The organism is Enterobacter sp. C6 (assembly GCF_008122455.1).
In the GTDB taxonomy this organism is placed as follows: domain Bacteria; phylum Pseudomonadota; class Gammaproteobacteria; order Enterobacterales; family Enterobacteriaceae; genus Enterobacter; species Enterobacter pseudoroggenkampii.
In genome coordinates this window covers 105,810-127,680 of sequence record NZ_QPFW01000251.1, presented here as the reverse complement: position 1 = coordinate 127,680, position 21,871 = coordinate 105,810, and the positions used below count along the sequence as shown (strand labels likewise).

The window sequence follows — 21,871 nt, the reverse complement described above, 5'->3', positions numbered from 1 at the left end:
CTGCTGAACGCAAGCGGCATGGCGCTGGTCGTGGAGAACGATCAGACCGACTGCGGACAGCTCGCCCCCATGCAGCGCTTCCAGGCCGCCTGCCGGGAAATGGCGCTCCCCGTCACGCTGACCTTCGACATGGGCAACTGGCTGTGGGTTGGCGATTCGCCTGAAGAAGCCGCACGTCATCTGGCCCCCGCGGTGAGCTATATCCACGTTAAAGCCGCCGTGCCGCATAAAGATAACTTCCGCGCCGTGGCACCGGACCACGCCGATGCACGCTGGCTGGATCTGCTCGGCCAGCTGCCTGCCGATGCCCCACGCGGGATCGAGTTCCCGCTGGAAGGGACGGATTTAACCGCCGTTACCCGCCATTACGTCAACCTGCTGCGCGAGGAGTAAATCATGCACAAGACGCTGGATGTCATCACGATCGGCGAAGCCATGGCGATGTTTGTCGCCACTGAAACGGGCGAACTGAGCGCGGTAGAGCACTTTATCAAGCGCGTCGCAGGCGCAGAGCTCAACGTCGCGACCGGCCTGGCGCGTCTCGGCCTGAACGTGGGCTGGGTCAGCCGCGTGGGGGATGACAGCTTTGGCCATTTCGTTCTCGATTCGCTGAAAAAAGAGGGTATCGATGCCGCAGGCGTGACCCTTGACGGACGCTTCCCTACCGGGTTTCAGCTTAAATCCAAGGTCGAAAATGGAACCGATCCCATTGTGGAGTATTTCCGCAAAGGATCGGCCGCAAGCCACCTCTCTGTTGCGGATTACCACGCAGACTATTTCGCCTCCGCGCGCCACCTGCACCTGAGCGGCGTGGCGGCAGCGCTCTCTGCCAGCTCGTATGAACTGTTGGATCATGCGGCAGCCACTCTGAAAGCCCAGGGAAAAACGATCTCGTTCGATCCTAACCTGCGTCCGGTGCTGTGGAAAAGCGAAGCGGAAATGGTCGAGAAACTGAACCGTCTGGCGTTCAGAGCGGACTGGGTTCTGCCGGGGCTGAAAGAAGGGATGATCCTGACGGGTGAAAATACACCGGAAGGCATTGCTGATTTCTATCTGAATAAAGGGGTAAAAGCGGTAGTGCTGAAGACCGGTGCCGATGGCGCATGGTTCAAGACGGCCAACGGCGAACAGGGCGCGGTCGCGGCGGTGAAGGTTGAGAACGTTGTCGACACGGTCGGCGCGGGCGACGGTTTTGCCGTTGGCGTAATTAGCGCCCTGCTGGAAGGCAAAACGCTGCAGCAGGCCGTCGCGCGGGGCAACAAGATTGGCTCGCTGGCCATTCAGGTGCAGGGCGACAGCGAAGGATTACCCACCCGAGCACAGCTCGGAGTATGAATTCCCTCTCCCGGTGGGAGAGGGCCAGGGTGAGGGCAACAAGCCGCACCAGATAATTAAGCCACCGTGTACCCTACAGACAACGGCGGTAACAACCTCAACAACAGAGGCAAGCCTATGAACAGTTCGACCAATGCAGTAAAACGCTGGTGGTACATCATGCCAATCGTGTTTATCACGTACAGCCTGGCGTACCTTGACCGTGCCAACTTCAGCTTCGCGTCCGCGGCGGGGATCACAGAGGACCTTGGCATCACAAAAGGTATCTCCTCCCTGCTGGGTGCCCTTTTCTTCCTGGGCTACTTCTTCTTCCAGATCCCCGGCGCGATTTATGCGGAACGCCGCAGCGTGCGTAAGCTGATCTTCATCTGTCTGATCCTGTGGGGCGCCTGCGCGTCACTGACCGGCATGGTGAACAATATTCCTGCCCTGGCCGCCATTCGCTTTATCCTCGGCGTCGTTGAGGCGGCGGTTATGCCCGCGATGCTGATCTACATCAGCAACTGGTTTACCAAATCTGAACGCTCGCGCGCGAATACCTTCCTGATCCTCGGTAACCCGGTCACGGTACTGTGGATGTCGGTGGTGTCCGGCTACCTGATCCAGTCCTTCGGCTGGCGCGAAATGTTTATCATCGAAGGGGTGCCGGCGATTATCTGGGCCTTCTGCTGGTGGGTGCTGGTGAAAGATAAACCTGCCCAGGCGAAATGGCTTTCCGAAGATGAAAAAGCGGCGCTGCAGGCGCAGCTGGACAAAGAACAGCAAGGTCTGAAGGCGGTACGTAACTATGGTGAAGCCTTCCGCTCGCGTAACGTAATCCTGCTCTGCGCGCAGTACTTTACCTGGAGCATTGGCGTGTACGGTTTTGTGCTGTGGCTGCCGTCCATTATCCGCAGCGGCGGTGAAAACCTCGGCATGGTCGAAGTAGGCTGGCTGTCATCCGTACCGTATCTGGCGGCAACCATCGCGATGATTATCGTCTCCTGGGCGTCGGACAAGCTGCAGAACCGCAAGCTGTTTGTCTGGCCGCTGCTGCTGATTGCTGCCTTCGCCTTTATTGGCTCCTGGGCCGTGGGCGCAAACCATTTCTGGGCCTCTTATACCCTGCTGGTGATTGCCGGTGCGGCCATGTACGCCCCTTACGGACCGTTCTTTGCCATCATCCCGGAGATGCTGCCGCGTAACGTTGCGGGTGGTGCAATGGCATTGATTAACAGCATGGGTGCACTGGGCTCGTTCTGCGGCTCCTGGTTCGTCGGTTACCTGAACGGTGCCACCGGCAGTCCGTCCGCATCTTACATCTTTATGGGGGTGGCGCTTTTCGCCTCTGTGTGGCTTACTCTGGTTGTTAAGCCTGCTAATAATCAACAACACCCTGTCGGCGCTCGACACGCCTGAATCCTTAAAAATCAACGGAGATTAGCATGAAGCCGTCCGTCATTTTGTATAAAGCACTGCCGGAAGATCTGCAGAAACGTCTTGAAGAACACTTCACCGTCACCCAGGTGAAGAACCTGCGCCCGGAAACCGTGGCGCAGCACGCCGACGCGTTCGCCAGCGCCGAAGGCCTGCTGGGTTCAAGCGAGAAAGTGGATGTCGCCCTGCTGGAGAAAATGCCGAAGCTTCGTGCTACCTCTACCGTTTCCGTGGGTTACGACAACTTTGATGTGGACGCCCTTAACGTCCGCAAGATCCTGCTGATGCATACGCCACATGCCCTGACGGAAACCGTGGCCGACACGCTGATGGCACTGATGCTCACCACAGCCCGTCGCGTAGTGGAAGTCGCCGAGCGCGTCAAAGCGGGCGAGTGGACAAAAAGCATTGGTCCGGACTGGTTCGGCGTGGACGTTCACGGTAAAACGCTGGGCATTGTCGGTATGGGGCGTATCGGGCTGGCACTGGCGCAGCGCGCGCATTTTGGTTTTAACATGCCGATTCTGTATAACGCGCGTCGCCACCACAGTGAAGCCGAAGAACGCTTCAACGCCCGTTACTGCGAGCTGGATACCCTGCTGCAGGAGGCCGATTTTGTCTGCCTTGTCCTGCCGCTGACGGACGAAACCCGTCATCTGATTGGCAAAGAAGCGTTTAAGAAAATGAAGCAGTCAGCCATTTTCATTAACGCGGGTCGTGGCCCGGTGGTGGATGAGAAGGCGCTGATTGAGGCCCTGCAGAAAGGTGAGATCCATGCAGCAGGTCTGGACGTCTTTGAGCAGGAGCCGCTGCCGGTGGATTCGCCACTGCTTTCGCTGCCTAACGTGGTTGCGCTGCCGCACATCGGCTCAGCCACCCATGAGACGCGCTACAACATGGCGGCCACTGCGGTCGATAATCTCATCGCCGCCCTTAGCGGAAAGGTGGAGATAAACTGCGTGAACCCGCAGGTGCAACGATAGAAACGAAAAAACCCGCCAGAAGGCGGGTTTTTGAATTTTGTGCTGCTGGGTTGGAAGCTTACAGGCTTACAACGTTACCAGCTGCTGGGCCTTTAGCGCCGCTTTCGATGGTGAAGGACACTTTCTGACCTTCGTCCAGAGATTTGTAGCCATCGTTCTGGATAGCAGAGAAGTGTACGAACACGTCTTTAGAGCCATCGTCAGGAGTGATGAAGCCGAAACCTTTATCAGCGTTGAACCATTTAACCAGACCAGTCATTTTAGCAGACATAGAAATTACCTTATTAACAAATATATTGTGCCTTCCGGCTTGATGGATTGCGTTACAGATTTTTAAGCGATGAAGGAAGGGTCACAACGAAGGGTATCTATGGATAACAATCTGGACTGCTTTACTAAACTGCTTTAGGTCTGTGTAACAAACCGACGGGGATAGTTATACCGATGTGGTAGAGGAATGACAAGCGTTATTTTCGATATGCATAAAAAACCCCGCCGGAAGCGGGGTTTTTCGGTTTATTCTGTGGCAGTGACTGCGGCACTCCAAGCCTGGCTAAAGGCCTGATGCTGGGAGGCCAGCGGCCCAATCAGCGTATTGTACTGGCTTGCCTGCTGCGAGGTCGGGAACTGAATACCGTTGGCAACAAAGCTCACCTGCGTATTCTGCTGGGCGATAAAGTCACCCACCTGGACCAGCTGCTGCGTGAAGATTTGCGCGGCCGGGATCAGCGGTTGCAGCGCTTCAGACGGCTTGGTCACCACTTTCTCATACACTTTGTCGAAGACCGGTTTGAGATCGTCGCCCTGCTTCAGCGCAGAACGTGACGCGTCAGCCTGCATTTTCGCATTCTGCAACTGCTGGCTCAGCACGCCAAGCGCACCGTTGGACTGGCGAAGCGGTTCACGCTGCGTCATATAATCCTGCGGAACGCGAATGGCGTTCACGCTATCCACCACGGGACGGATACCGGAATCCATCGCCTGGCTCACCTGCTGTGAATAACCATATAGAATGGCGTAATCGGACACGAAGGGGCCAAACTGTTTTTTCTGATCCGCAGTCAGCGTCGGCAACCGTTCGCCGCTGCGCATCACTGTATTCTGCAGAAAATCGATAAACGCTTTGCGCTGATCGCCTTCTTTATCAAAACACCCACTCAGGCTAACAACCATCAACAACGCCGCAATAGGCGCAAACCAGCGAGAGCAGGACTTTCCTGTCGCCATTTTATTACTCCTTTCACCCAAAAAAGCGCACACCGGCACACGCGTGCCCGACGCTGACAAGGATAGTCCAGGTCAGCCTTGCAAGATACTCTTTTCATGCAAAACGACTATTGCCGATTTATTTCTTACCATTTACAAAAAAATACCTGGCGAAGCCGACATATGACTAATCAGGGAATTAGCATAACTATCCATATCGCTGAATCGGGTAAAGCGAGCTTGACCGCACGATTAATCACACCCGTGACGATCCTGGGTTGGTATTAGGGACTATTCTTAATTGGCTCTCTGATGTTCTTGATCACGATGTGAGATTTAAGAGGAGTCCTCAATGGAATATAAAGATCCTGAGTTTGAACTGCTGAGCAGTCTGGAACAGATCATTTTTAAAGATGTACCGCAGACGATTACCCTGCAACAAAAATCCAATCCCTTTACAGAATATGAGCAATTGCGCAAAGGGACAGGACTGAAAACGGAAGAATTCGCCAGAGCGATGGGTGTCAGCGTGGCTATGGTGCAGGAGTGGGAGTCAAAACGTGAGAAACCCACCCCAACCGAGTTAAGGCTGATGCGCCTGATTCAGGCCAACCCTGCACTCAGCAAACAGATAGCGTAGTGAAGATTGAATGCCCCCGCCTTTGCGGGGGCTTGTGTTTTAAAGGCTATCACAACGCCAGCCCGCCTCTTCCCACACCAGCTCATGCGTTAATGTTAATCCTCTTAGAAAAGCCTCATCGTGTGATACCACCAGCAGAGCCCCGGGGAAACCGACCAGCGCGGCTTCAATGGCCTGGACCGAGGCCAGATCCAGATGGTTGGTCGGTTCATCCAGCAGCAGAAGCTGCGTGGCCTCCGCGCGCCACAGCACGCAGGCCAGGGCGGCCTTAAGACGCTCGCCGCCGCTGAGCTCCGCCAGCGGGAGCATCACTTTGTCAGCTCCCAGTTGAAGCTGCGCCAGACGGGTTCGCAATACCCCCTCTTCCAGAGGCGTATGACTCAGGTTGAGATGCGTCATGACCGACTGCGAAAGATCGAGCCGGGACAGATGTTGGTCGAGATAAGCGCAGCTGGCGGATACCTTACAGGTACCCGAATGGGGGACAATCTCGCCGAGGAGGGTTTTTAACAGCGTCGATTTTCCGCAGCCGTTCGGCCCCTTTAACGCCACGCGCATCGGTCCATCCATCCGCCAGTTGAGCGGAGGAACAGGCACATGCGGCAGCACCAGATCCTCCAGCACCAGCACCTGCTTGCCCTCCGGAACCTGACTCCCCGGCAGAGTGAACATCACCGGGTTATCGTCTTCAACGCGTTCACGCGCCTTGTTAACCGCGGCGTTCAGCGCTTCATTTTGCTCGCTGTGCTGTTTTTTCCAGGAGCCGATACGTTCCTTTGCCGCGCCTTTATATTTGACCCGCTCGAACGACGCGATATTCAGGGTATCGACGGTGCGCAATGTCTTTGCCGACCGCCGCTGGCTGTCGTCATGCTCTTTTTGCATGCGTACCCGAGTGCGTTTTCGCTCGGTTGCAGCATGCTCCAGCGCCGCGCGGGCCGCCTGCTGTTCGGCATCGCGCTGGGTTTGATAATCCGCATAATTCCCGCCGTAGCTGCGCAGACCCGAGGCGCTCAGCTCAAGGATACGGGGTACCTGAGCCAGTAACTCACGGTCATGGGAGGCCACCAGTACGCCACCCTGAAAACGACTCAACTGGTCGTAGAACCACGCCCGGCCTTGTCGATCCAGATGGTTAGTGGGTTCGTCCAGCAGCAGGAAATCAGCTTTCGCCGTAAACGCCCCACACAGCAGGGCGCGAATGCGCTCGCCGCCGCTGAGTTCAATGGCGGGCTTATCCGGATCAAACGGTGGGAGCTGCGCATTCATAAACGCCTCGCTCAGGCGCTCGGCGACATCCCAGTGGCCGTCGAGCAACGCCAGATCGTCAGGCTGGTAATCGCCGCTGTCGATGCGCTTACGCGCCGTAAACATCGCGTCATACCCGAGCAGTTCCGCCAGCGTCGTCTGCGGCGAAATAACGTGCTGCTGCGCCACCCAGGCATGCGAGCCAAAGCGTTCAATATGACCGGTAGCCGGTTCGTTTATCCCCGCCAGCAGACGCAGCAGACGCGTTTTCCCGCTGCCGTTGCGGCCAACCAGCGCACACAGGGAGGGTTCCAGCGTGAGATTCAGCGGACCAAAAAGAATATCGCCCGTCGGAAACTGACAGGTGACCTGATGCAAAATAAAAGAAGGGGACTGCGCAAAATGAGCCATAAGCACTCCTGAATGAAATCAAAACATCCCCTGCCGACGCGATGGCGTTTAGCAAGGATCGAAATTCATCAGTCGTGTTTGTTCATTTTTGGGGGGCGCTCCAGCGCGAGAAAGTTAACGGGGATAAGGATAGCGGTAATGGGTTGACCATTTCAAGGTTAAATTTTGGGCGACTTATACTCCCTCTCCCTTTGGGCTGAGGGATCCCCACAAATTAATGCGAGCAGTGAACAATCCCCTCGCCCCTTTGGGGAGAGGGTTAGGGTGAGGGGGAGCATACGGCTCTGGTGGTCATTCCGTTCACTTTATGTTCCTTGCTACTCTGTAACGACAATACCCGTGAACGTGCCAGGGTGGCTCAGTCGCCACCACCCTGGCTACCCGGGCTCCCGGCGGTAAATCGCCGCTACGCGGTACCTTCGGCTTATTCCTGCCGGCTTATCGGGGACGGGCGGAGGTAACATCCCTGTAAAGCCCGCCCTCTCGGCGCATCCATGCGCCTCGCCCCGGCCTGCAGGAAACGCCTCAGCGATTTACAGCCGGACCATAGCGTCGCTGTAAGACCTCTGCCCGCAGTATGCTTTTCATTGCGGTAATTTTGCGAGTCTCTTTCCAGAAATGGTAATATCCTCAGTGGCATAGCTCAAATCTGTTGCCGCCTGTTTTGATGAGCAGTAAGTTCTCTTCGCACCTGCAAAATCAGGTGCCGGGTTTAGCATCCCGGCTTATCTTATCGGCGGCACATTTTGTGCAGCATGCTTTGCTACATCTCAATGGTGGGCTGAGCAGGGGCATCGAAAGATGCGCCGGTATCCGATAAGGCCGGTAATGCTAACTCTGTTCAGTCCACCACCAGCGAAGTTAGCATTTCCGGTGGTGGAAGCTTTATCACTTATCGGAGGCTGCCAATATGGCTACTACCCCAACCCACGCTCATTCTTTATTCACCCTGCCCTTCAACCACACCACCGACTTCACCGAACTGGCGGATAACTGCGAACGTTTTACCGACGCACTGGTTGATTGCGAAGAACCCGCCCCAAAAATGGCGCTTTACGGCAGACTTTTTGCCTGTCTGAATCTTCTGCAACCCGCGCTTCTGGATCCTGTTCCGGACGCTTTAAAAGCCCGCCTGACCGTGAAGGAACTCCCGTCACGCGTTCCGGCTTTTGAACCCGAGTGCGGTCAGCTGGGGCGCTACTGTCAGGAGATTACGCAGTTGCTGATGAACGGCACACTGCCGCGACAATCTGCAATCGTGATGGAAGATTTGCTGTGCGAGCTGGTCAGCTACTTTGCCGATACGCTGAAGGCGCCGCGCTGGCTGCAGACGGATGAAGGTACAGTCGCGATCGGCTACACCTGCCGGATGACGCTGCGCTTATCCGGCCTACAAAAGATCCATAAAAAAACCCGCCGAAGCGGGTTTTTAGCATTTGTCACAACGGGCACATTACTGCAGCAGCGAAATATCCGCCACGCGCAGGAACAGCTCACGCAGTTTCTCGAGCATAGAGAGACGGTTAATACGCAGCTCTTTATCTTCTACGTTTACCATCACTTTCTCGAAGAAGGCGTCGATAACGTCACGCAGCTCGGCCAGCTCCACCAGCGCTTCCTGGTAGCGACCTTCCGCGAAGTACGGCTCGAGCTTGTCGCGCAGCACCACAACCTGCATCGCCAGGGCGATCTCTTCCGGCTCTTTCAGCGTCGCGGCGTTTACGCGCTCGTTCAGCGTCTCGTCGGATTTCGCCAGAATGTTGGATACACGCTTGTTGGCCGCGGCCAGGGCAGATGCTGCTTCCAGCGTACGGAAGTGGGAAACCGCCTTCATACGCGCATCGAAATCAGCCGGACGGGTCGGACGACGCGCCAGCACCGCCTGAATGGTGTCAACGGTGTAACCTTCGTCCTGATACCAGGCGCGGAAACGACCGAGCATGAAGTCGATGACGTCATCCACCACGTTCGCGTTGGTCAGCTTATCGCCGTACAGACGCACCGCTTCTTCGGTCAGGGTCTGCAGATCCAGGTTCAGGTTCTTCTCAACGATAATACGCAGCACGCCCAGCGCAGCACGACGCAGCGCAAACGGGTCTTTATCGCCTTTCGGATGCTGACCGATACCGAAGATACCCGCCAGGGTGTCCATCTTATCGGCAATCGCTACGGCACAGGCAACCGGGTTGGACGGCAGTTCGTCACCCGCAAAGCGCGGCTGATACTGCTCGTTCAGGGCCACAGCCACGTCTTCCGCTTCGCCATCGTGACGCGCGTAGTGCATGCCCATCACGCCCTGGGTGTCGGTAAATTCGAACACCATGTTGGTCATCAGGTCGCACTTGGACAGCAGACCCGCACGCGTCGCGTGGTTAACGTCCGCACCAATTTCACGGGCAATCCAGCCGGACAGCTCCGCAATGCGGTCGGTCTTGTCGCGCAGCGTCCCCAGCTGCTGCTGGAACAGCACGGTCTGCAGGCGCGGCAGGTTATCTTCCAGACGCTTTTTACGGTCGGTATTGAAGAAGAACTCGGCATCCGCCAGACGTGGACGCACGACCTTCTCGTTACCGGAGATAATCTGGATCGGATCTTTCGATTCGATGTTCGCCACGAAGATGAAGTTCGGCAGCAGCTTGCCGTCGTTGGCGTAGACCGGGAAATACTTCTGGTCACCCTTCATGGTGTACACCAGCGCTTCAGCCGGTACGGCCAGGAATTTCTCTTCAAACTTCGCGGTCAGCACAACCGGCCATTCAACCAGAGAGGTCACTTCTTCCAGCAGGCTTTCGCTCAGGTCGGCGTTACCGCCAATCTGGCGCGCCGCTTCTTCGGCGTCCGCTTTGATTTTGGCTTTACGCTGTTCGTAGTCGGCAATAACTTTACCGCGCTCCAGCAGGATTTGCGGATACTGGTCGGCATTGTCGATAGTGAACTCAGGCTCGCCCATAAAGCGGTGGCCGCGGATCACGCGATCGGACGCCACGCCCAGAATGGTGGCCGGAATAACGGTGTCGCCCAGCAGCAGGGTCACGGTGTGAACCGGACGCACGAAGTGCACGTCAGACGCGCCCCAGCGCATCAGCTTAGGAATCGGCAGCTTCGCCAGAGACGTGGCAATCATGTCCGGCAGCAGCGCTTCCGCGCTTTCGCCCTTCACGTGCGCACGGTACAGCAGCCACTCGCCTTTATCCGTGGTCAAACGCTCGGCCTGATCAACGGTGATGCCGCAGCCGCGCGCCCAGCCTTCAGCCGCTTTGCTCGGTTTGCCTTCCGCGTCAAAGGCCTGGGCAATCGCCGGGCCACGTTTTTCGACTTCGCGATCCGGCTGAGACGCCGCCAGATTTGCCACTTTCAGCGCCAGACGGCGCGGTGCAGCAAACCACTCAATGTTACCGTGTGCCAGGCCAGCGTTATCCAGCTCGGCAGTCACGTTCGCAGCGAAAGATTCAGCCAGGCTGCGCAGGGCTTTTGGTGGCAGCTCTTCGGTGCCGATTTCCACCAGGAAAGTTTTCTCAGACATGGCCGCCTCTTATTTGTTTCGGTTGCACATCGGGAAGCCAAGGGCTTCACGGGACGCGTAGTAAGCTTCTGCAACGGCTTTGGTCAGGGTACGAATACGCAGGATGTAGCGCTGACGTTCAGTCACGGAGATGGCTTTGCGGGCGTCCAGCAGGTTGAAGCTGTGGGCGGCCTTCAGAATACGCTCGTAGGCAGGCAGCGGCAGCGGAGTCTCCAGCGCCAGCAGCTGCTGCGCTTCTTTCTCGTACTGCTCGAAGCAGGTGAACAGGAAGTCCACGTCCGCGTATTCGAAGTTATAGGTGGATTGCTCCACTTCGTTCTGATGGAACACGTCGCCGTAGGTGGTTTTACCCAGCGGGCCGTCGCTCCAGACCAGGTCGTAAACGCTGTCTACGCCCTGAATGTACATCGCCAGACGTTCCAGACCGTAGGTGATTTCACCGGTGATCGGCTTACATTCCAGACCACCCACCTGCTGGAAGTAAGTGAACTGGGTCACTTCCATGCCGTTCAGCCACACTTCCCAACCCAGACCCCAGGCACCCAGCGTTGGGTTTTCCCAGTTATCTTCCACGAAACGGATGTCGTGGATGGTTGGATCCATACCCAGCTCTTTCAGCGACCCGAGGTACAGTTCCTGAATGTTGTCGGGTGATGGCTTAATCACCACCTGGAACTGATAGTAATGCTGCAGACGGTTCGGGTTCTCACCGTAACGACCATCGGTCGGACGACGGGAAGGCTGCACATAAGCAGTCGCCATTGGCTCTGGACCCAACGCGCGTAAGCTGGTCATCGGGTGTGAAGTGCCGGCGCCGACTTCCATGTCCAAAGGTTGAACAATGGTACAGCCCTGACGAGCCCAGTAATCCTGTAAGGTCAGGATCAGGCCCTGGAAGGTCTTGGTATCAAACTTTTGCATAGTATTTCGTGCTGGATACGTGTGGTTTTAAATGGAAGGGACCAGTATACCCGCTGGCTGCAAGATATACAGTACGAAACGGGGTTGTTTAGGGAAAATTGGGAAATAAGCCTTCCAGCCAGAACGCTGACGGCGTCTGGCTGTTGATTATACGAGCAGACTAACGCATGGAGAGGTGTAAAAACTGACCGTCCGCATCAAACGAGCAGACAAAGCCCTCTTTGCGCGACGTATGGCCCCGCAGCTCATAGCTGCCCTGAAAACGTTCGAAGCCGGTAACGTCAATTTTCTGCACGTCCGAGTTATAGCGGCGAGCAGCCCGATCTTTACAGAGCGCTTCCATATTCAGTGAACGTTCCGGGCTCATTTTACCCTGCTGCGCTTTTTGCACAGGGGCTTCCTGTGGCGCACTGCATCCCGCCAGGATCAACAGCAGAAAGAGTGACGCCACACGCTTCATCATCATTTTTATTACCGCCCTGGTCAGTGGCTGTTATTTTTAGTATCAACGCTTTTATAGATTATGGTCCGGCATTCTGCGAATCTCGTGGCCTCCCGACAAGCCTGCGGAATAAAACTCAGAATTTTCCAAACGAAGACATTTGGACAATGGGAGTCACACTCAATTTACAGGGAATACGAGGAACTGATGCAGTCAAAAATTAACTGGATTGATAACCTGCGAGGAATAGCCTGTCTGATGGTGGTCATGATCCACACGACGACCTGGTATGTCACGAATGCGCACAGCATCAGCCCCGTTAACTGGGATATCGCCAATATTCTCAACTCTGCGTCGCGCGTCAGCGTGCCGCTGTTCTTTATGATTTCCGGCTTTCTCTTTTTTGGCGAGCGCAGCGCGCAGCCGAGGCACTTCATCCGCATCGCGGCCTGCCTGGGGTTCTACAGTGCCGTTGCCTTGCTCTATATCACTCTGTTCACCTCAATAAACGCCGGACTATCGCTGAAATACGTGCTGCAAAAACCGGTGTTCTACCACCTGTGGTTCTTCTTCGCCATTATCGTTATCTATCTGGTCTCCCCGCTCATCCAGGTAAAAAACGTCAGCGGTAAAATGCTGCTGGCCCTGATGGTGGTGGCTGGCATTATTGCCAACCCGAATACGCTCTCACAGAAAATCGACGGATTTGAGTGGCTGCCGGTCAATCTCTATATCAACGGCGATACTTTTTACTACGTGCTTTACGGCATGCTGGGGCGTGCCATCGGGATGATGGATACGCAAAAACGCGGTCTGAACTGGCTCTGCGGGGCGCTGTTTATCGCTGGGGTGGCGGTGATTTCACGCGGGACGCTGCACGAGCTGCAGTGGCGCGGCAATTTTGCCGATACCTGGTATCTGTATTGCGGGCCGATGGTCTTTATCTGTGCCGTCTCGCTGCTCACGCTCGCCAAAAACACCCTGAACGCGCGTCCCCTGCCCGTGCTGAGTCTTATCTCGCAGCACTCTCTCGGGATTTACGGTTTTCACGCGCTGGTGATCCACGCGCTGCGCACGAGAGGCATTGAGCTAAAAAGCTGGCCGGCGCTGGATATCGTCTGGATTTTTGCCGCCACGCTGGCGATCAGCCTGCTGCTGTCGATGCTGCTGCAAAAAATCGACGCTCGCCGCTTCGTCAGCTAATGCTTCGCTGCCGGGCGCGATGATACTGGCGCGGGGAGGAAAACCCTGCCGCCAGTGAAGCCTGCTCCACGCCGCGCCCCTGCAATAGCCACTGCTCCGCTACCGCCAGACGCAGTTGCTCCAGATAATCGCGAACGCTAATCCCTAAATGTGACTGAAAAAGCCGGGTGAGATGGCGCGGGCTGACGTGCGCCAGCGCGGCGATATCAGGCAAGCTCCACGTTTTTTGTGGCTCGGCCGTGAGCGCATCCTGCGCCCGATGAATCGCCGGATGAAGATGACTGCGGTAGCGTAGCCACGGGGAGAGCTGGGGATCGTCACCGGAACGGCGGAACCAGACCACCATCTCGCGCGCCACGGCCAGCGCCTTTTCGGGACCGCACAGGCGGTTAATCATATGCAGCGCCAGATCGATGCCAGACGTGATCCCCGCGCTGGTCCAGATGTTCTCATCCTGCACAAAGATGCGGTTTTCTTTAATCGTCGCCGTGGGAGCTGCGGTGCGTAAACGGCTGATAACGTCATGGTGGGTGGTGCACTGCCGATTGTTCAGCAGGCCCGACTTCGCCGCCAGTAAGGCTCCGGAACAGACGCACATCACCGTGATATCCCGGCGCTGAATGACCGGCTGCAGGCGCATCAGCCAGTGCTGGATCTGTAACGCCTGTGGTGTCGAAAACTGAGTGCGGGAGTCGCTCACGCCGGGCAATACCAGCAGGCTCCCCTCAGGAAGCCTTTCCGGTAGCGGCTGGATACCGCTCATCGTCAGGCCTATCGACGTCGGAACGTCCGGTTGCGGCCCAATGTAATGCAGACGAAACGCGTCGCCAGCCAGCACAAAGGTCTCTGCCGGGCCCGTCATATCTAATGACAGCACCCCGGGCAACATGACGAACCAGACGTCGATGCTCATTACAGTGACTCCAGCGTCTCCGCTACCGTTTTAATTTCGGCAAAACGCCCGGACAGTACCGTTTCGGTACGGTGGCGAATTTCCGCTGCACTCAGGGTAATGCCCCTGTACGTCATGGGGAACGTCAGCGTGGCCTCGCTAACAAAGGTCACAGCATAACCCAGATCGGATGCCACCCGGGCGGTGGTTTCGCAGCATTGCTCAGTGCGAATGCCGCAGATAATCAACTGGTTGATATCACGTTCACGCAGCCAGCGATCGAGCCCGGTATCCGTGAAGGCATTATGGACGTGTTTCTGGAAAACCACATCCGGCTGATGACGCAAAAAGGCCATGGGTTTAACAAAGCCGCTTTGCAGCGTGAAGGGGCCGTCTTCATCTACATGGAAAATATCAACGACCGGAATACCGCGCGCCTGGCAGCCTTCAATCAGCCCCAGCATCGCCTGCTGAAAGGCAGGAATGTCGTCCTCCTGCCAGTAATTGCGATGATGGAACGACTGCTGAGTATCAATATTGATGAGTGCAGTGCGTGACATGGTGGATCTCCTCGCCAGTGGGTGTGACACCATACTGGCAAGGAAATAAAGGCACGCACAGACCAAAAAAGGACATCCTCGTGCCGCGGTCGGACAAGCGTGTTTACGACATCAGCGGCAGCAGCAGCTGGTAGATTTTGCGGAACACGTCGCGCCTTTCCGCGTACCGCGCATGGTTTGCCGCGTCAGGGAAATGCGCCTGCTCAAGGGTAAGCTGCGGCAGCAGTTGCGAAAGCGGTTGTTCCGGATGAATGGCTATCTGCGCCAGACGCGCGGCGCCGAGCGCGGGGCCAACATCCCCTCCCGTACGAAAATCCAGCTGCAACCCGCTGATATCCGACAGCATTTGTCGCCAGTAAGGGCTTCGCGCACCGCCGCCAATCAGGGTGACGCTTGCGGGTTTCAGGCCGCAGTCATGGACCACGTCCATCCCGTCGGCCAGCGCATACCCCACCCCTTCCAGAACCGCACGCGCCAGTTCTGCCGGGCCATGCTGATGGGTTAAGCCAAAGAATACCCCTTTCGCTTCCGGGTTGTTGTGCGGCGTACGTTCTCCAGAAAGATACGGTAAAAACCAGACGGCACCCGCAGCGTCATCCGCCTGCTGTGCTGCGGCAATCAACGCAGGAACATCAGCCATCCCGGTCAGCTTCGCCGCCCAGTCCAGGCACGACGCTGCACTCAGCATCACCGACATCAAATGCCATTTTCCCGGAAGCGCATGACAGAAACTGTGCACAGCGCTTTCGGGATTACTGCGATAGCCGTCGCTGACGGCAAAATAGACGCCAGAGGTTCCCAGAGACAGCATCGCCTGCCCTGCCTCAACCATGCCGACGCCCACGGCACCCGCAGCGTTGTCACCGCCCCCGGCAACCACCGGTACGGCAGGCATATTCCAGCGTTCCGCAACGTCTGGCAGCAGTGTGCCTGTTACCTCGCTTCCTTCGAACAGCGCGGGCATGTGTTCACGGGTCAGGTGGCAGGCATCCAGCATCGCCTCGCTCCAGTCACGTTTCGCCACGTCGAGCCACATCGTGCCGGCGGCATCGGACATGTCGGAAGCAAAATCGCCCGTCATACGAAAGCGCAGATAGTCTTTCGGTAGCAGGACTTTCGCCACCTGCCGGAAAATATCCGGCTCGTGTCGCTGCACCCACAGCAGCTTGGGGGCGGTAAAGCCGGGCATCATCAGGTTGCCGGTAATCTCACGAGACGTGGGTACGCGCGCCTCGAGAAGCGCACACTCTTCCGCACAGCGGCCATCGTTCCAGAGAATGGCGGGTCGCAACACGCAATGTTCGCTATCCAGCAAGGTAGCACCGTGCATTTGACCGGCAATCCCCAGCGCTTTCACGTCACGCAGAGAATGCTGTTCACCTAACGCCTTGATTGCACGATCCGTTGCCTGCCACCACTGCTCCGGGTCCTGTTCCGACCACAGCGGATGCGGACGTGAAACCTGCAGCTTTTCCGTCTGCGTTGCTAACACCTCGCCCTGTTCGCTTAACAGGATGGCTTTCACACCCGATGTGCCAAGATCGATCCCGATATACATTACGGTGACTCCTTTAACAGAAATGCCCGGTGGCGCTAACGCTTACCGGGCCTACGTGCTGTTATTTATCGAACAGGTAGTGATTGACCAGATTTTCCAACAGCTCCTGGTGCCCGCTCTGGTGCTGCGGTGCCAGCTGATGTTGTTCAGCGTACTTCGCGATGTCCGCAAGTGATAACTGACCTTTCAAAATTTGCTGGCCCAGCTCACTGTTCCAGCCGCTGTAACGCTTCGCCACGCGTTTATCGAGCTCGCCGTCTTCAATCATACGTGCCGCCACTTTCAGCGCCAGCGCCATGGTGTCCATCGCGCCAATGTGGCCGTAGAACAGATCGTATTTGTCGGTGCTCTGGCGACGCACTTTGGCGTCAAAGTTCAGGCCGCCGGTAGTGAAACCACCCGCTTTGATGATTTCGTACATCACCAGCGCATTCTCTTCCACGCTGTTCGGGAACTGGTCTGTGTCCCAGCCCAGCTGCGCGTCGCCGCGGTTAGCATCGACCGAGCCAAAGATGCCCAGCGCAATCGCAGACGCGATCTCGTGGTGGAAAGAGTGGCCCGCCAGTGTGGCGTGGTTGGCTTCAATGTTCACTTTGATTTCTTTTTCCAGACCGAACTGCTTCAGGAAGCCATACACCGTCGCCACGTCGTAGTCATACTGATGCTTCGTCGGCTCCTGCGGCTTCGGCTCAATCAGCAGCGTGCCGCGGAAGCCAATTTTGTGCTTGTGGTCGACAACCATCTGCATAAAGCGGCCAATCTGCTCGCGCTCCTGACGCAGGTCGGTGTTCAGCAGCGTTTCATATCCTTCACGGCCACCCCAGAGGACATAGTTTTCGCCGCCCAGCTGATGCGTGGCATTCATTGCCGTCACCACCTGCGTGGCCGCCCAGCTAAACACTTCCGGATCCGGGTTGGTTGCCGCACCCGCGCCGTAGCGTGGGTTAGTGAAGCAGTTTGCCGTGCCCCACAGCAGTTTCACGCCGCTTTGCTGCTGCTTTGCAGCCAGTACATCCACCATCTGCGCAAAGTTGTTCAGATACTCTTTCAGCGATGCACCTTCCGGTGACACGTCGACGTCATGGAAGCAGTAGTACGGCACGTTCAGCTTGTGGAAGAACTCAAACGCCACATCGGCTTTGCGCTTTGCCAGTTCGATGGCCTCACCCGGCTGCTGCCATGGGCGGTCAAAGGATCCCACGCCGAACATATCGGCACCGTTCCAGCAGAAGGTATGCCAGTAACAGGCGGCAAAGCGCAGATGATCTTCCATGCGCTTACCCAGCACCAGCTCATCCGGGTTGTAGTGACGAAATGCTAAAGGATTGGTCGTTTTCGGGCCTTCGTAACGAACACGATCGAGTTGGTCGAAATAAGCTTGCATATTGAGCTCCATAATCAGGGTATGCGGCGAGTCGTTGATACAGGAGTAATAGTGAATAGACATTTTGGGTTGCTCAATTACGTTATTTCACACTGCTATTGAGAGAATGCACAACTGTGCGCTGGCTCGCAAAATAATGCGCAGACAAACTATTTTTCGGCGCGGATTCCAGAATCAAATGTAATTAAGACGTTACGTATTTTAAAATCCGATCGCGGTCATAAATTCAGAAATAAACCAAATATCGTAATGAGAAGATAAAAATCTGTAATTGCCAGCCCGCCTTTCCGCGTTAAAAATTTGCTGCGTCTCAGCAGTGAATGTTTCTTTTATCTCAGCAACACATACCCCTACAAAAAGGCCTACTAATTATGAAGATAAAGAACCTGCCCCTAACGCTCTGCACTACGCTCCTGCTTGCCAGTTTTGCCGGTCATGCCAAAGAGGTCAAAATTGGCATGGCGATTGACGACCTGCGTCTGGAGCGCTGGCAAAAAGATCGCGATATCTTTGTAAAAAAAGCGGAATCCCTCGGCGCAAACGTGTTTGTTCAGTCGGCTAACGGCAACGAAGAAACGCAAATGTCGCAGATCGAGAATATGATTAACCGTGGCGTCGATGTGCTGGTCATTATCCCCTATAACGGCCAGGTATTAAGTAACGTGGTAAAAGAAGCCAAACAAGAAGGCATAAAAGTGCTGGCTTATGACCGCATGATTAATAATGCGGACATTGATTATTATATTTCGTTCGATAATGAAAAAGTCGGCGAATTACAGGCACAAAGCCTGATCGACAAAGTGCCTCAGGGCAATTATTTCCTGATGGGCGGCTCTCCGGTGGATAACAACGCCAAGCTGTTCCGCGAAGGGCAAATGAAGGTCCTTAAACCGTACATCGACAACGGGAAAATTAAAGTGGTTGGCGATCAATGGGCCGACGGCTGGCTGCCAGAAAACGCGCTGAAGATTATGGAAAATGCGCTGACGGCCAACAACAACAAAATTGATGCGGTTGTGGCCTCCAACGATGCCACCGCAGGCGGTGCGATTCAGGCATTAAGCGCCCAGGGGCTGGCGGGTAAAGTCGCCATTTCTGGACAGGACGCCGATCTGGCTGGCGTAAAACGCATTATCGCAGGCACCCAAACCATGACGGTCTACAAACCGATTACCGAGCTTGCCAATACGGCGGCGGAAATCGCCGTGGAACTGGGCAATGGCAAGCAACCTAAAGCAGACGCAACGCTGAATAACGGGCTTAAAGACGTTCCGGCTCGCCTGCTCACCCCTATTGAAGTCAATAAAGAGAACATTGACGCCACCGTCATTAAAGACGGCTTCCACAAGAAGAGCGAACTGTAATCCGGCGCGGCCCCTGCTTTGCAGGGGCGCATCACGTTGTACTGTTCTTCCCTCGGTTTATGTGGAGCAGTTATGCCTTATTTACTTGAAATGAAAAGCATCACCAAGCGCTTCGGCACGGTGAAAGCCGTCGATAACGTCAGTCTCCGGTTGAACCCCGGCGAAGTCGTTTCGCTGTGTGGCGAGAACGGCTCAGGCAAGTCAACGTTGATGAAAGTGTTGTGCGGAATCTACCCGTATGGCAGTTACGAAGGCGAAATCGTTTTTGCTGGCGAAGTTATCCAGGCGACTCACATTCGTGATACCGAACGTAAAGGCATCGCCATCATCCACCAGGAACTGGCGCTGGTGAAGCATCTCACCGTGCTGGAGAACATTTTCCTTGGGGCCGAAATTTCCCGCCACGGCGTGCTGGATTACGACACCATGACGCTACGTTGTGAAAAGCTGCTCGCGCAGGTGAGCCTCAGCATTTCACCGGACACCCGCGTGGGCGACCTGGGACTGGGGCAACAGCAGCTGGTTGAAATCGCTAAAGCGCTCAATAAACAGGTCAGGCTGCTGATCCTTGATGAGCCCACGGCCTCGCTCACCGAACAGGAAACTGCGGTACTGCTCGATATCATTCGCGATCTGCAAAATCACGGCATCGCCTGCATCTACATTTCGCACAAACTGAACGAGGTTAAAGCCATTTCGGACACCATCTGCGTGATCCGCGACGGGCAGCACATCGGCACGCGTGAAGCCGCGGGCATGAGTGAAGATGACATCATCACCATGATGGTAGGACGCGAGCTGACGGCGCTCTACCCGAATGAGCCTCACACCAAAGGTGATGAAGTGTTGCGCGTGGAAAATCTGACTGCGTGGCACCCCGTTAACCGCCACATCAAGCGTGTGAATAACGTCTCGTTTTCTCTGCACAGCGGAGAAATTCTCGGTATCGCCGGGTTAGTCGGTGCCGGGCGCACGGAGGCCGTACAGTGTCTGTTTGGCGTGTGGCCAGGGCGCTGGGAGGGCACGATTTATATTGACGGCCAGCCGGTGAAAATCGACAACTGCCAGCAGGCGATCGCCCGCGGCATTGCCATGGTGCCGGAAGACCGCAAAAAAGACGGCATCGTGCCGGTTATGGCGGTGGGGAAAAACATTACGCTGGCGGCGCTCGATCGCTTCTCCGGCGCGCTGAGCAGCCTGGACGATGCCGCCGAGCAGCAGTGCATCCTTCAGTCACTCACCCGGCTGAAGGTCAAAACCTCCTCACCGGAACTGGCCATTGGCCGCCTGAGCGGCGGCAACCAGCAGAAGGCGATTCTGGCGCGCTGCCTGCTTCTCAATCCACGCATATTAATCCTTGATGAGCCGACGCGCGGAATTGATATCGGTGCCAAATATGAAATCTACAAACTGATTAATCAGCTTGTACAGCAAGGGATTGCCGTCATTGTCATTTCGTCTGAGTTACCCGAAGTGCTCGGCCTGAGCGACCGTGTGCTGGTCATGCACGAGGGAAAACTGAAAGCCAACCTGATTAACCAGAACCTGACGCAGGAGCAGGTGATGGAAGCCGCTTTAAGGAGCGAACGTCATGTCGAAAAGCAACCCGTCTGATATCAAAGTCGCCGTTCCGACGCCCGGTGCGTTCGCAGGGCTAAAAGCGCTGAACCTGCAGGTTTTCGTGATGATCGCGGCGATTATCGTCATCATGCTGTTCTTTACCTGGATGACCGATGGCTCGTACTTAAGCGCGCGTAACGTCTCCAACCTGCTCCGCCAGACCGCCATCACCGGCATTCTCGCCGTGGGCATGGTGTTCGTGATTATCTCCGCGGAAATCGACCTGTCGGTTGGTTCGATGATGGGGCTCCTCGGCGGCGTGGCGGCGATTTTTGACGTCTGGCTCGGCTGGCCGCTGCCGCTGACCGTGGCGGTCACGCTGGTATTGGGGCTGGTACTGGGAGCCTGGAACGGCTGGTGGGTAGCCTACCGTAAAGTGCCGTCGTTCATCGTCACCCTGGCAGGGATGCTGGCCTTCCGCGGGATCTTAATCGGCATCACCAACGGCACTACCGTCTCCCCGACCAGTGCAGCCATGTCGCAGATTGGCCAGAGTTATCTCTCAGATAGCGTGGGTTTTACCCTCGGTGTGATTGGGTTACTGGCCTTTGTTGCGTGGCAGTGGCGTGGACGTATGCGCCGTCAGGCGCTGGGGCTGGCGTCGCCAGCATCCACGTCGGTAGTGGGACGTCAGGCGCTCACGGCGGTCATTGTGCTGGGCGCCATCTGGCTTTTAAACGACTATCGCGGTGTCCCGACCCCTGTCCTGCTGCTGGCGCTTTTACTGCTGGGCGGCATGTTTATGGCCACTCGCACCGCGTTTGGCCGCCGTATTTATGCCATTGGCGGCAACCTTGAAGCGGCCCGCCTCTCGGGTATCAATGTCGAGCGCACCAAGCTGGCGGTCTTCGCCATTAACGGCCTGATGGTCGCTATCGCCGGATTGATCCTCAGCTCGCGTCTCGGAGCCGGCTCTCCCTCCGCCGGTAACATCGCCGAGCTGGATGCTATCGCCGCCTGCGTTATTGGCGGCACCAGCCTCGCAGGGGGTATCGGTAGCGTGGCGGGTGCGGTCATGGGGGCATTTATCATGGCGTCGTTGGATAACGGGATGAGTATGATGGACGTCCCGACGTTTTGGCAGTATATCGTCAAGGGGGCCATTCTTTTACTGGCAGTCTGGATGGACTCGGCCACCAAGCGACGGGCCTGATAACCGTATTGT

Annotated in this window: 18 protein-coding genes and 3 pseudogenes; 11 read left to right on the top strand and 10 right to left on the bottom strand. The window is 56.3% G+C overall.

The features are described 5' to 3' along the window. The 4 genes and pseudogenes from DOU50_RS22795 to ghrB form a co-directional block, all read left to right on the top strand. Positions 1-393 (top strand): annotated as a pseudogene (locus tag DOU50_RS22795) (sugar phosphate isomerase/epimerase); the annotation flags it as partial. 3 nt (positions 394-396) lie between these two features. Next, positions 397-1,335 carry a sugar kinase gene (locus DOU50_RS22790; protein WP_032650801.1) on the top strand — a complete coding sequence of 313 codons (939 nt, stop codon included), beginning with the start codon at positions 397-399 and terminating at the stop codon, positions 1,333-1,335. 117 nt (positions 1,336-1,452) lie between these two features. Then, positions 1,453-2,733 carry an MFS transporter gene (locus DOU50_RS22785; protein WP_024909077.1) on the top strand — a complete coding sequence of 427 codons (1,281 nt, stop codon included), beginning with the start codon at positions 1,453-1,455 and terminating at the stop codon, positions 2,731-2,733. 26 nt (positions 2,734-2,759) lie between these two features. Next, positions 2,760-3,734, top strand: coding sequence for a glyoxylate/hydroxypyruvate reductase GhrB (ghrB, locus tag DOU50_RS22780; protein WP_061716178.1), 975 nt, complete (start codon positions 2,760-2,762; stop codon positions 3,732-3,734). Positions 3,735-3,792: 58 nt separating this feature from the next. Here ghrB and cspA read toward each other — a convergent pair whose 3' ends face one another. Together cspA and DOU50_RS22770 are read right to left on the bottom strand one after the other, a co-directional pair. Next, positions 3,793-4,005, bottom strand: a complete 213-nt coding sequence (gene cspA / locus DOU50_RS22775; protein WP_003860775.1) for an RNA chaperone/antiterminator CspA — start codon at positions 4,003-4,005, stop codon at positions 3,793-3,795. A gap of 245 nt (positions 4,006-4,250) precedes the next feature. Further along, positions 4,251-4,961 (bottom strand): DUF3053 domain-containing protein, encoded by a 711-nt coding sequence (locus DOU50_RS22770; protein WP_024909075.1) that lies wholly within the window; start codon positions 4,959-4,961, stop codon positions 4,251-4,253. 331 nt (positions 4,962-5,292) lie between these two features. Between DOU50_RS22770 and DOU50_RS22765 the strand changes: the two genes are divergently transcribed. Beyond that, complete coding sequence (locus DOU50_RS22765; protein WP_008502755.1) at positions 5,293-5,580, top strand: HTH-type transcriptional regulator; 288 nt, start codon at positions 5,293-5,295, stop codon at positions 5,578-5,580. 39 nt (positions 5,581-5,619) lie between these two features. Here the strand turns inward: DOU50_RS22765 and DOU50_RS22760 are convergent, their stop codons facing one another. Next, positions 5,620-7,239 (bottom strand): ABC-F family ATP-binding cassette domain-containing protein, encoded by a 1,620-nt coding sequence (locus DOU50_RS22760; RefSeq protein ID WP_148770378.1) that lies wholly within the window; start codon positions 7,237-7,239, stop codon positions 5,620-5,622. Positions 7,240-8,084: 845 nt separating this feature from the next. Between DOU50_RS22760 and DOU50_RS23995 the strand changes: the two are divergent. Beyond that, positions 8,085-8,318 (top strand): annotated as a pseudogene (locus tag DOU50_RS23995) (hypothetical protein); the annotation flags it as partial. Beyond that, a pseudogene (locus DOU50_RS23935) lies at positions 8,222-8,593 on the top strand (hypothetical protein); the annotation flags it as partial. The pseudogenes DOU50_RS23995 and DOU50_RS23935, both read left to right, overlap by 97 nt. Before the next feature lie 99 nt (positions 8,594-8,692). Here the strand turns inward: DOU50_RS23935 and glyS are convergent. From glyS to DOU50_RS22740, 3 genes are all read right to left on the bottom strand, one after another. Continuing rightward, positions 8,693-10,762: a glycine--tRNA ligase subunit beta gene (gene glyS / locus DOU50_RS22750; protein WP_024909072.1), complete on the bottom strand. Its 2,070-nt coding sequence runs from the start codon at positions 10,760-10,762 to the stop codon at positions 8,693-8,695. 9 nt (positions 10,763-10,771) lie between these two features. Further along, positions 10,772-11,683, bottom strand: coding sequence for a glycine--tRNA ligase subunit alpha (gene glyQ, locus DOU50_RS22745; protein WP_003860141.1), 912 nt, complete (start codon positions 11,681-11,683; stop codon positions 10,772-10,774). A gap of 160 nt (positions 11,684-11,843) precedes the next feature. Further along, positions 11,844-12,149, bottom strand: a complete 306-nt coding sequence (locus DOU50_RS22740; RefSeq protein ID WP_024909071.1) for a YsaB family lipoprotein — start codon at positions 12,147-12,149, stop codon at positions 11,844-11,846. Between the two features lie 183 nt (positions 12,150-12,332). Between DOU50_RS22740 and DOU50_RS22735 the strand changes: the two genes are divergently transcribed. Further along, positions 12,333-13,328, top strand: coding sequence for an acyltransferase (locus tag DOU50_RS22735; protein ID WP_024909070.1), 996 nt, complete (start codon positions 12,333-12,335; stop codon positions 13,326-13,328). Here the strand turns inward: DOU50_RS22735 and DOU50_RS22730 are convergent. The 4 genes from DOU50_RS22730 to xylA all read right to left on the bottom strand — a co-directional run bounded on the left by DOU50_RS22730 (position 13,321) and on the right by xylA (position 17,722). Beyond that, the gene (locus DOU50_RS22730) at positions 13,321-14,241 is read right to left on the bottom strand and encodes a GlxA family transcriptional regulator (RefSeq protein WP_148770376.1); all 921 of its coding nucleotides are present in this window, start codon (positions 14,239-14,241) and stop codon (positions 13,321-13,323) included. The two genes, DOU50_RS22735 and DOU50_RS22730, sit on opposite strands and share 8 nt — an antisense overlap. After that, positions 14,241-14,780 (bottom strand): cysteine hydrolase family protein, encoded by a 540-nt coding sequence (locus tag DOU50_RS22725; RefSeq protein WP_148770374.1) that lies wholly within the window; start codon positions 14,778-14,780, stop codon positions 14,241-14,243. Before DOU50_RS22725 ends, DOU50_RS22730 begins: the two co-directional genes overlap by 1 nt. Before the next feature lie 103 nt (positions 14,781-14,883). Further along, on the bottom strand, positions 14,884-16,338 hold the full coding sequence (gene xylB / locus DOU50_RS22720) for a xylulokinase (RefSeq protein WP_148770372.1): 1,455 nt from the start codon (positions 16,336-16,338) through the stop codon (positions 14,884-14,886). 61 nt (positions 16,339-16,399) lie between these two features. Then, positions 16,400-17,722, bottom strand: coding sequence for a xylose isomerase (gene xylA, locus DOU50_RS22715; protein ID WP_086374966.1), 1,323 nt, complete (start codon positions 17,720-17,722; stop codon positions 16,400-16,402). A gap of 371 nt (positions 17,723-18,093) precedes the next feature. Between xylA and xylF the strand changes: the two genes are divergently transcribed. The 3 genes from xylF to xylH all read left to right on the top strand — a co-directional run bounded on the left by xylF (position 18,094) and on the right by xylH (position 21,859). Further along, positions 18,094-19,086 (top strand): D-xylose ABC transporter substrate-binding protein, encoded by a 993-nt coding sequence (gene xylF / locus DOU50_RS22710; protein WP_148770370.1) that lies wholly within the window; start codon positions 18,094-18,096, stop codon positions 19,084-19,086. 72 nt (positions 19,087-19,158) lie between these two features. Then, the gene (locus tag DOU50_RS22705; RefSeq protein WP_063622828.1) at positions 19,159-20,700 is read left to right on the top strand and encodes a xylose ABC transporter ATP-binding protein; all 1,542 of its coding nucleotides are present in this window, start codon (positions 19,159-19,161) and stop codon (positions 20,698-20,700) included. Further along, positions 20,678-21,859: a xylose ABC transporter permease XylH gene (gene xylH / locus DOU50_RS22700; RefSeq protein WP_024909063.1), complete on the top strand. Its 1,182-nt coding sequence runs from the start codon at positions 20,678-20,680 to the stop codon at positions 21,857-21,859. Before DOU50_RS22705 ends, xylH begins: the two co-directional genes overlap by 23 nt. Positions 21,860-21,871: the final 12 nt, after the last annotated feature.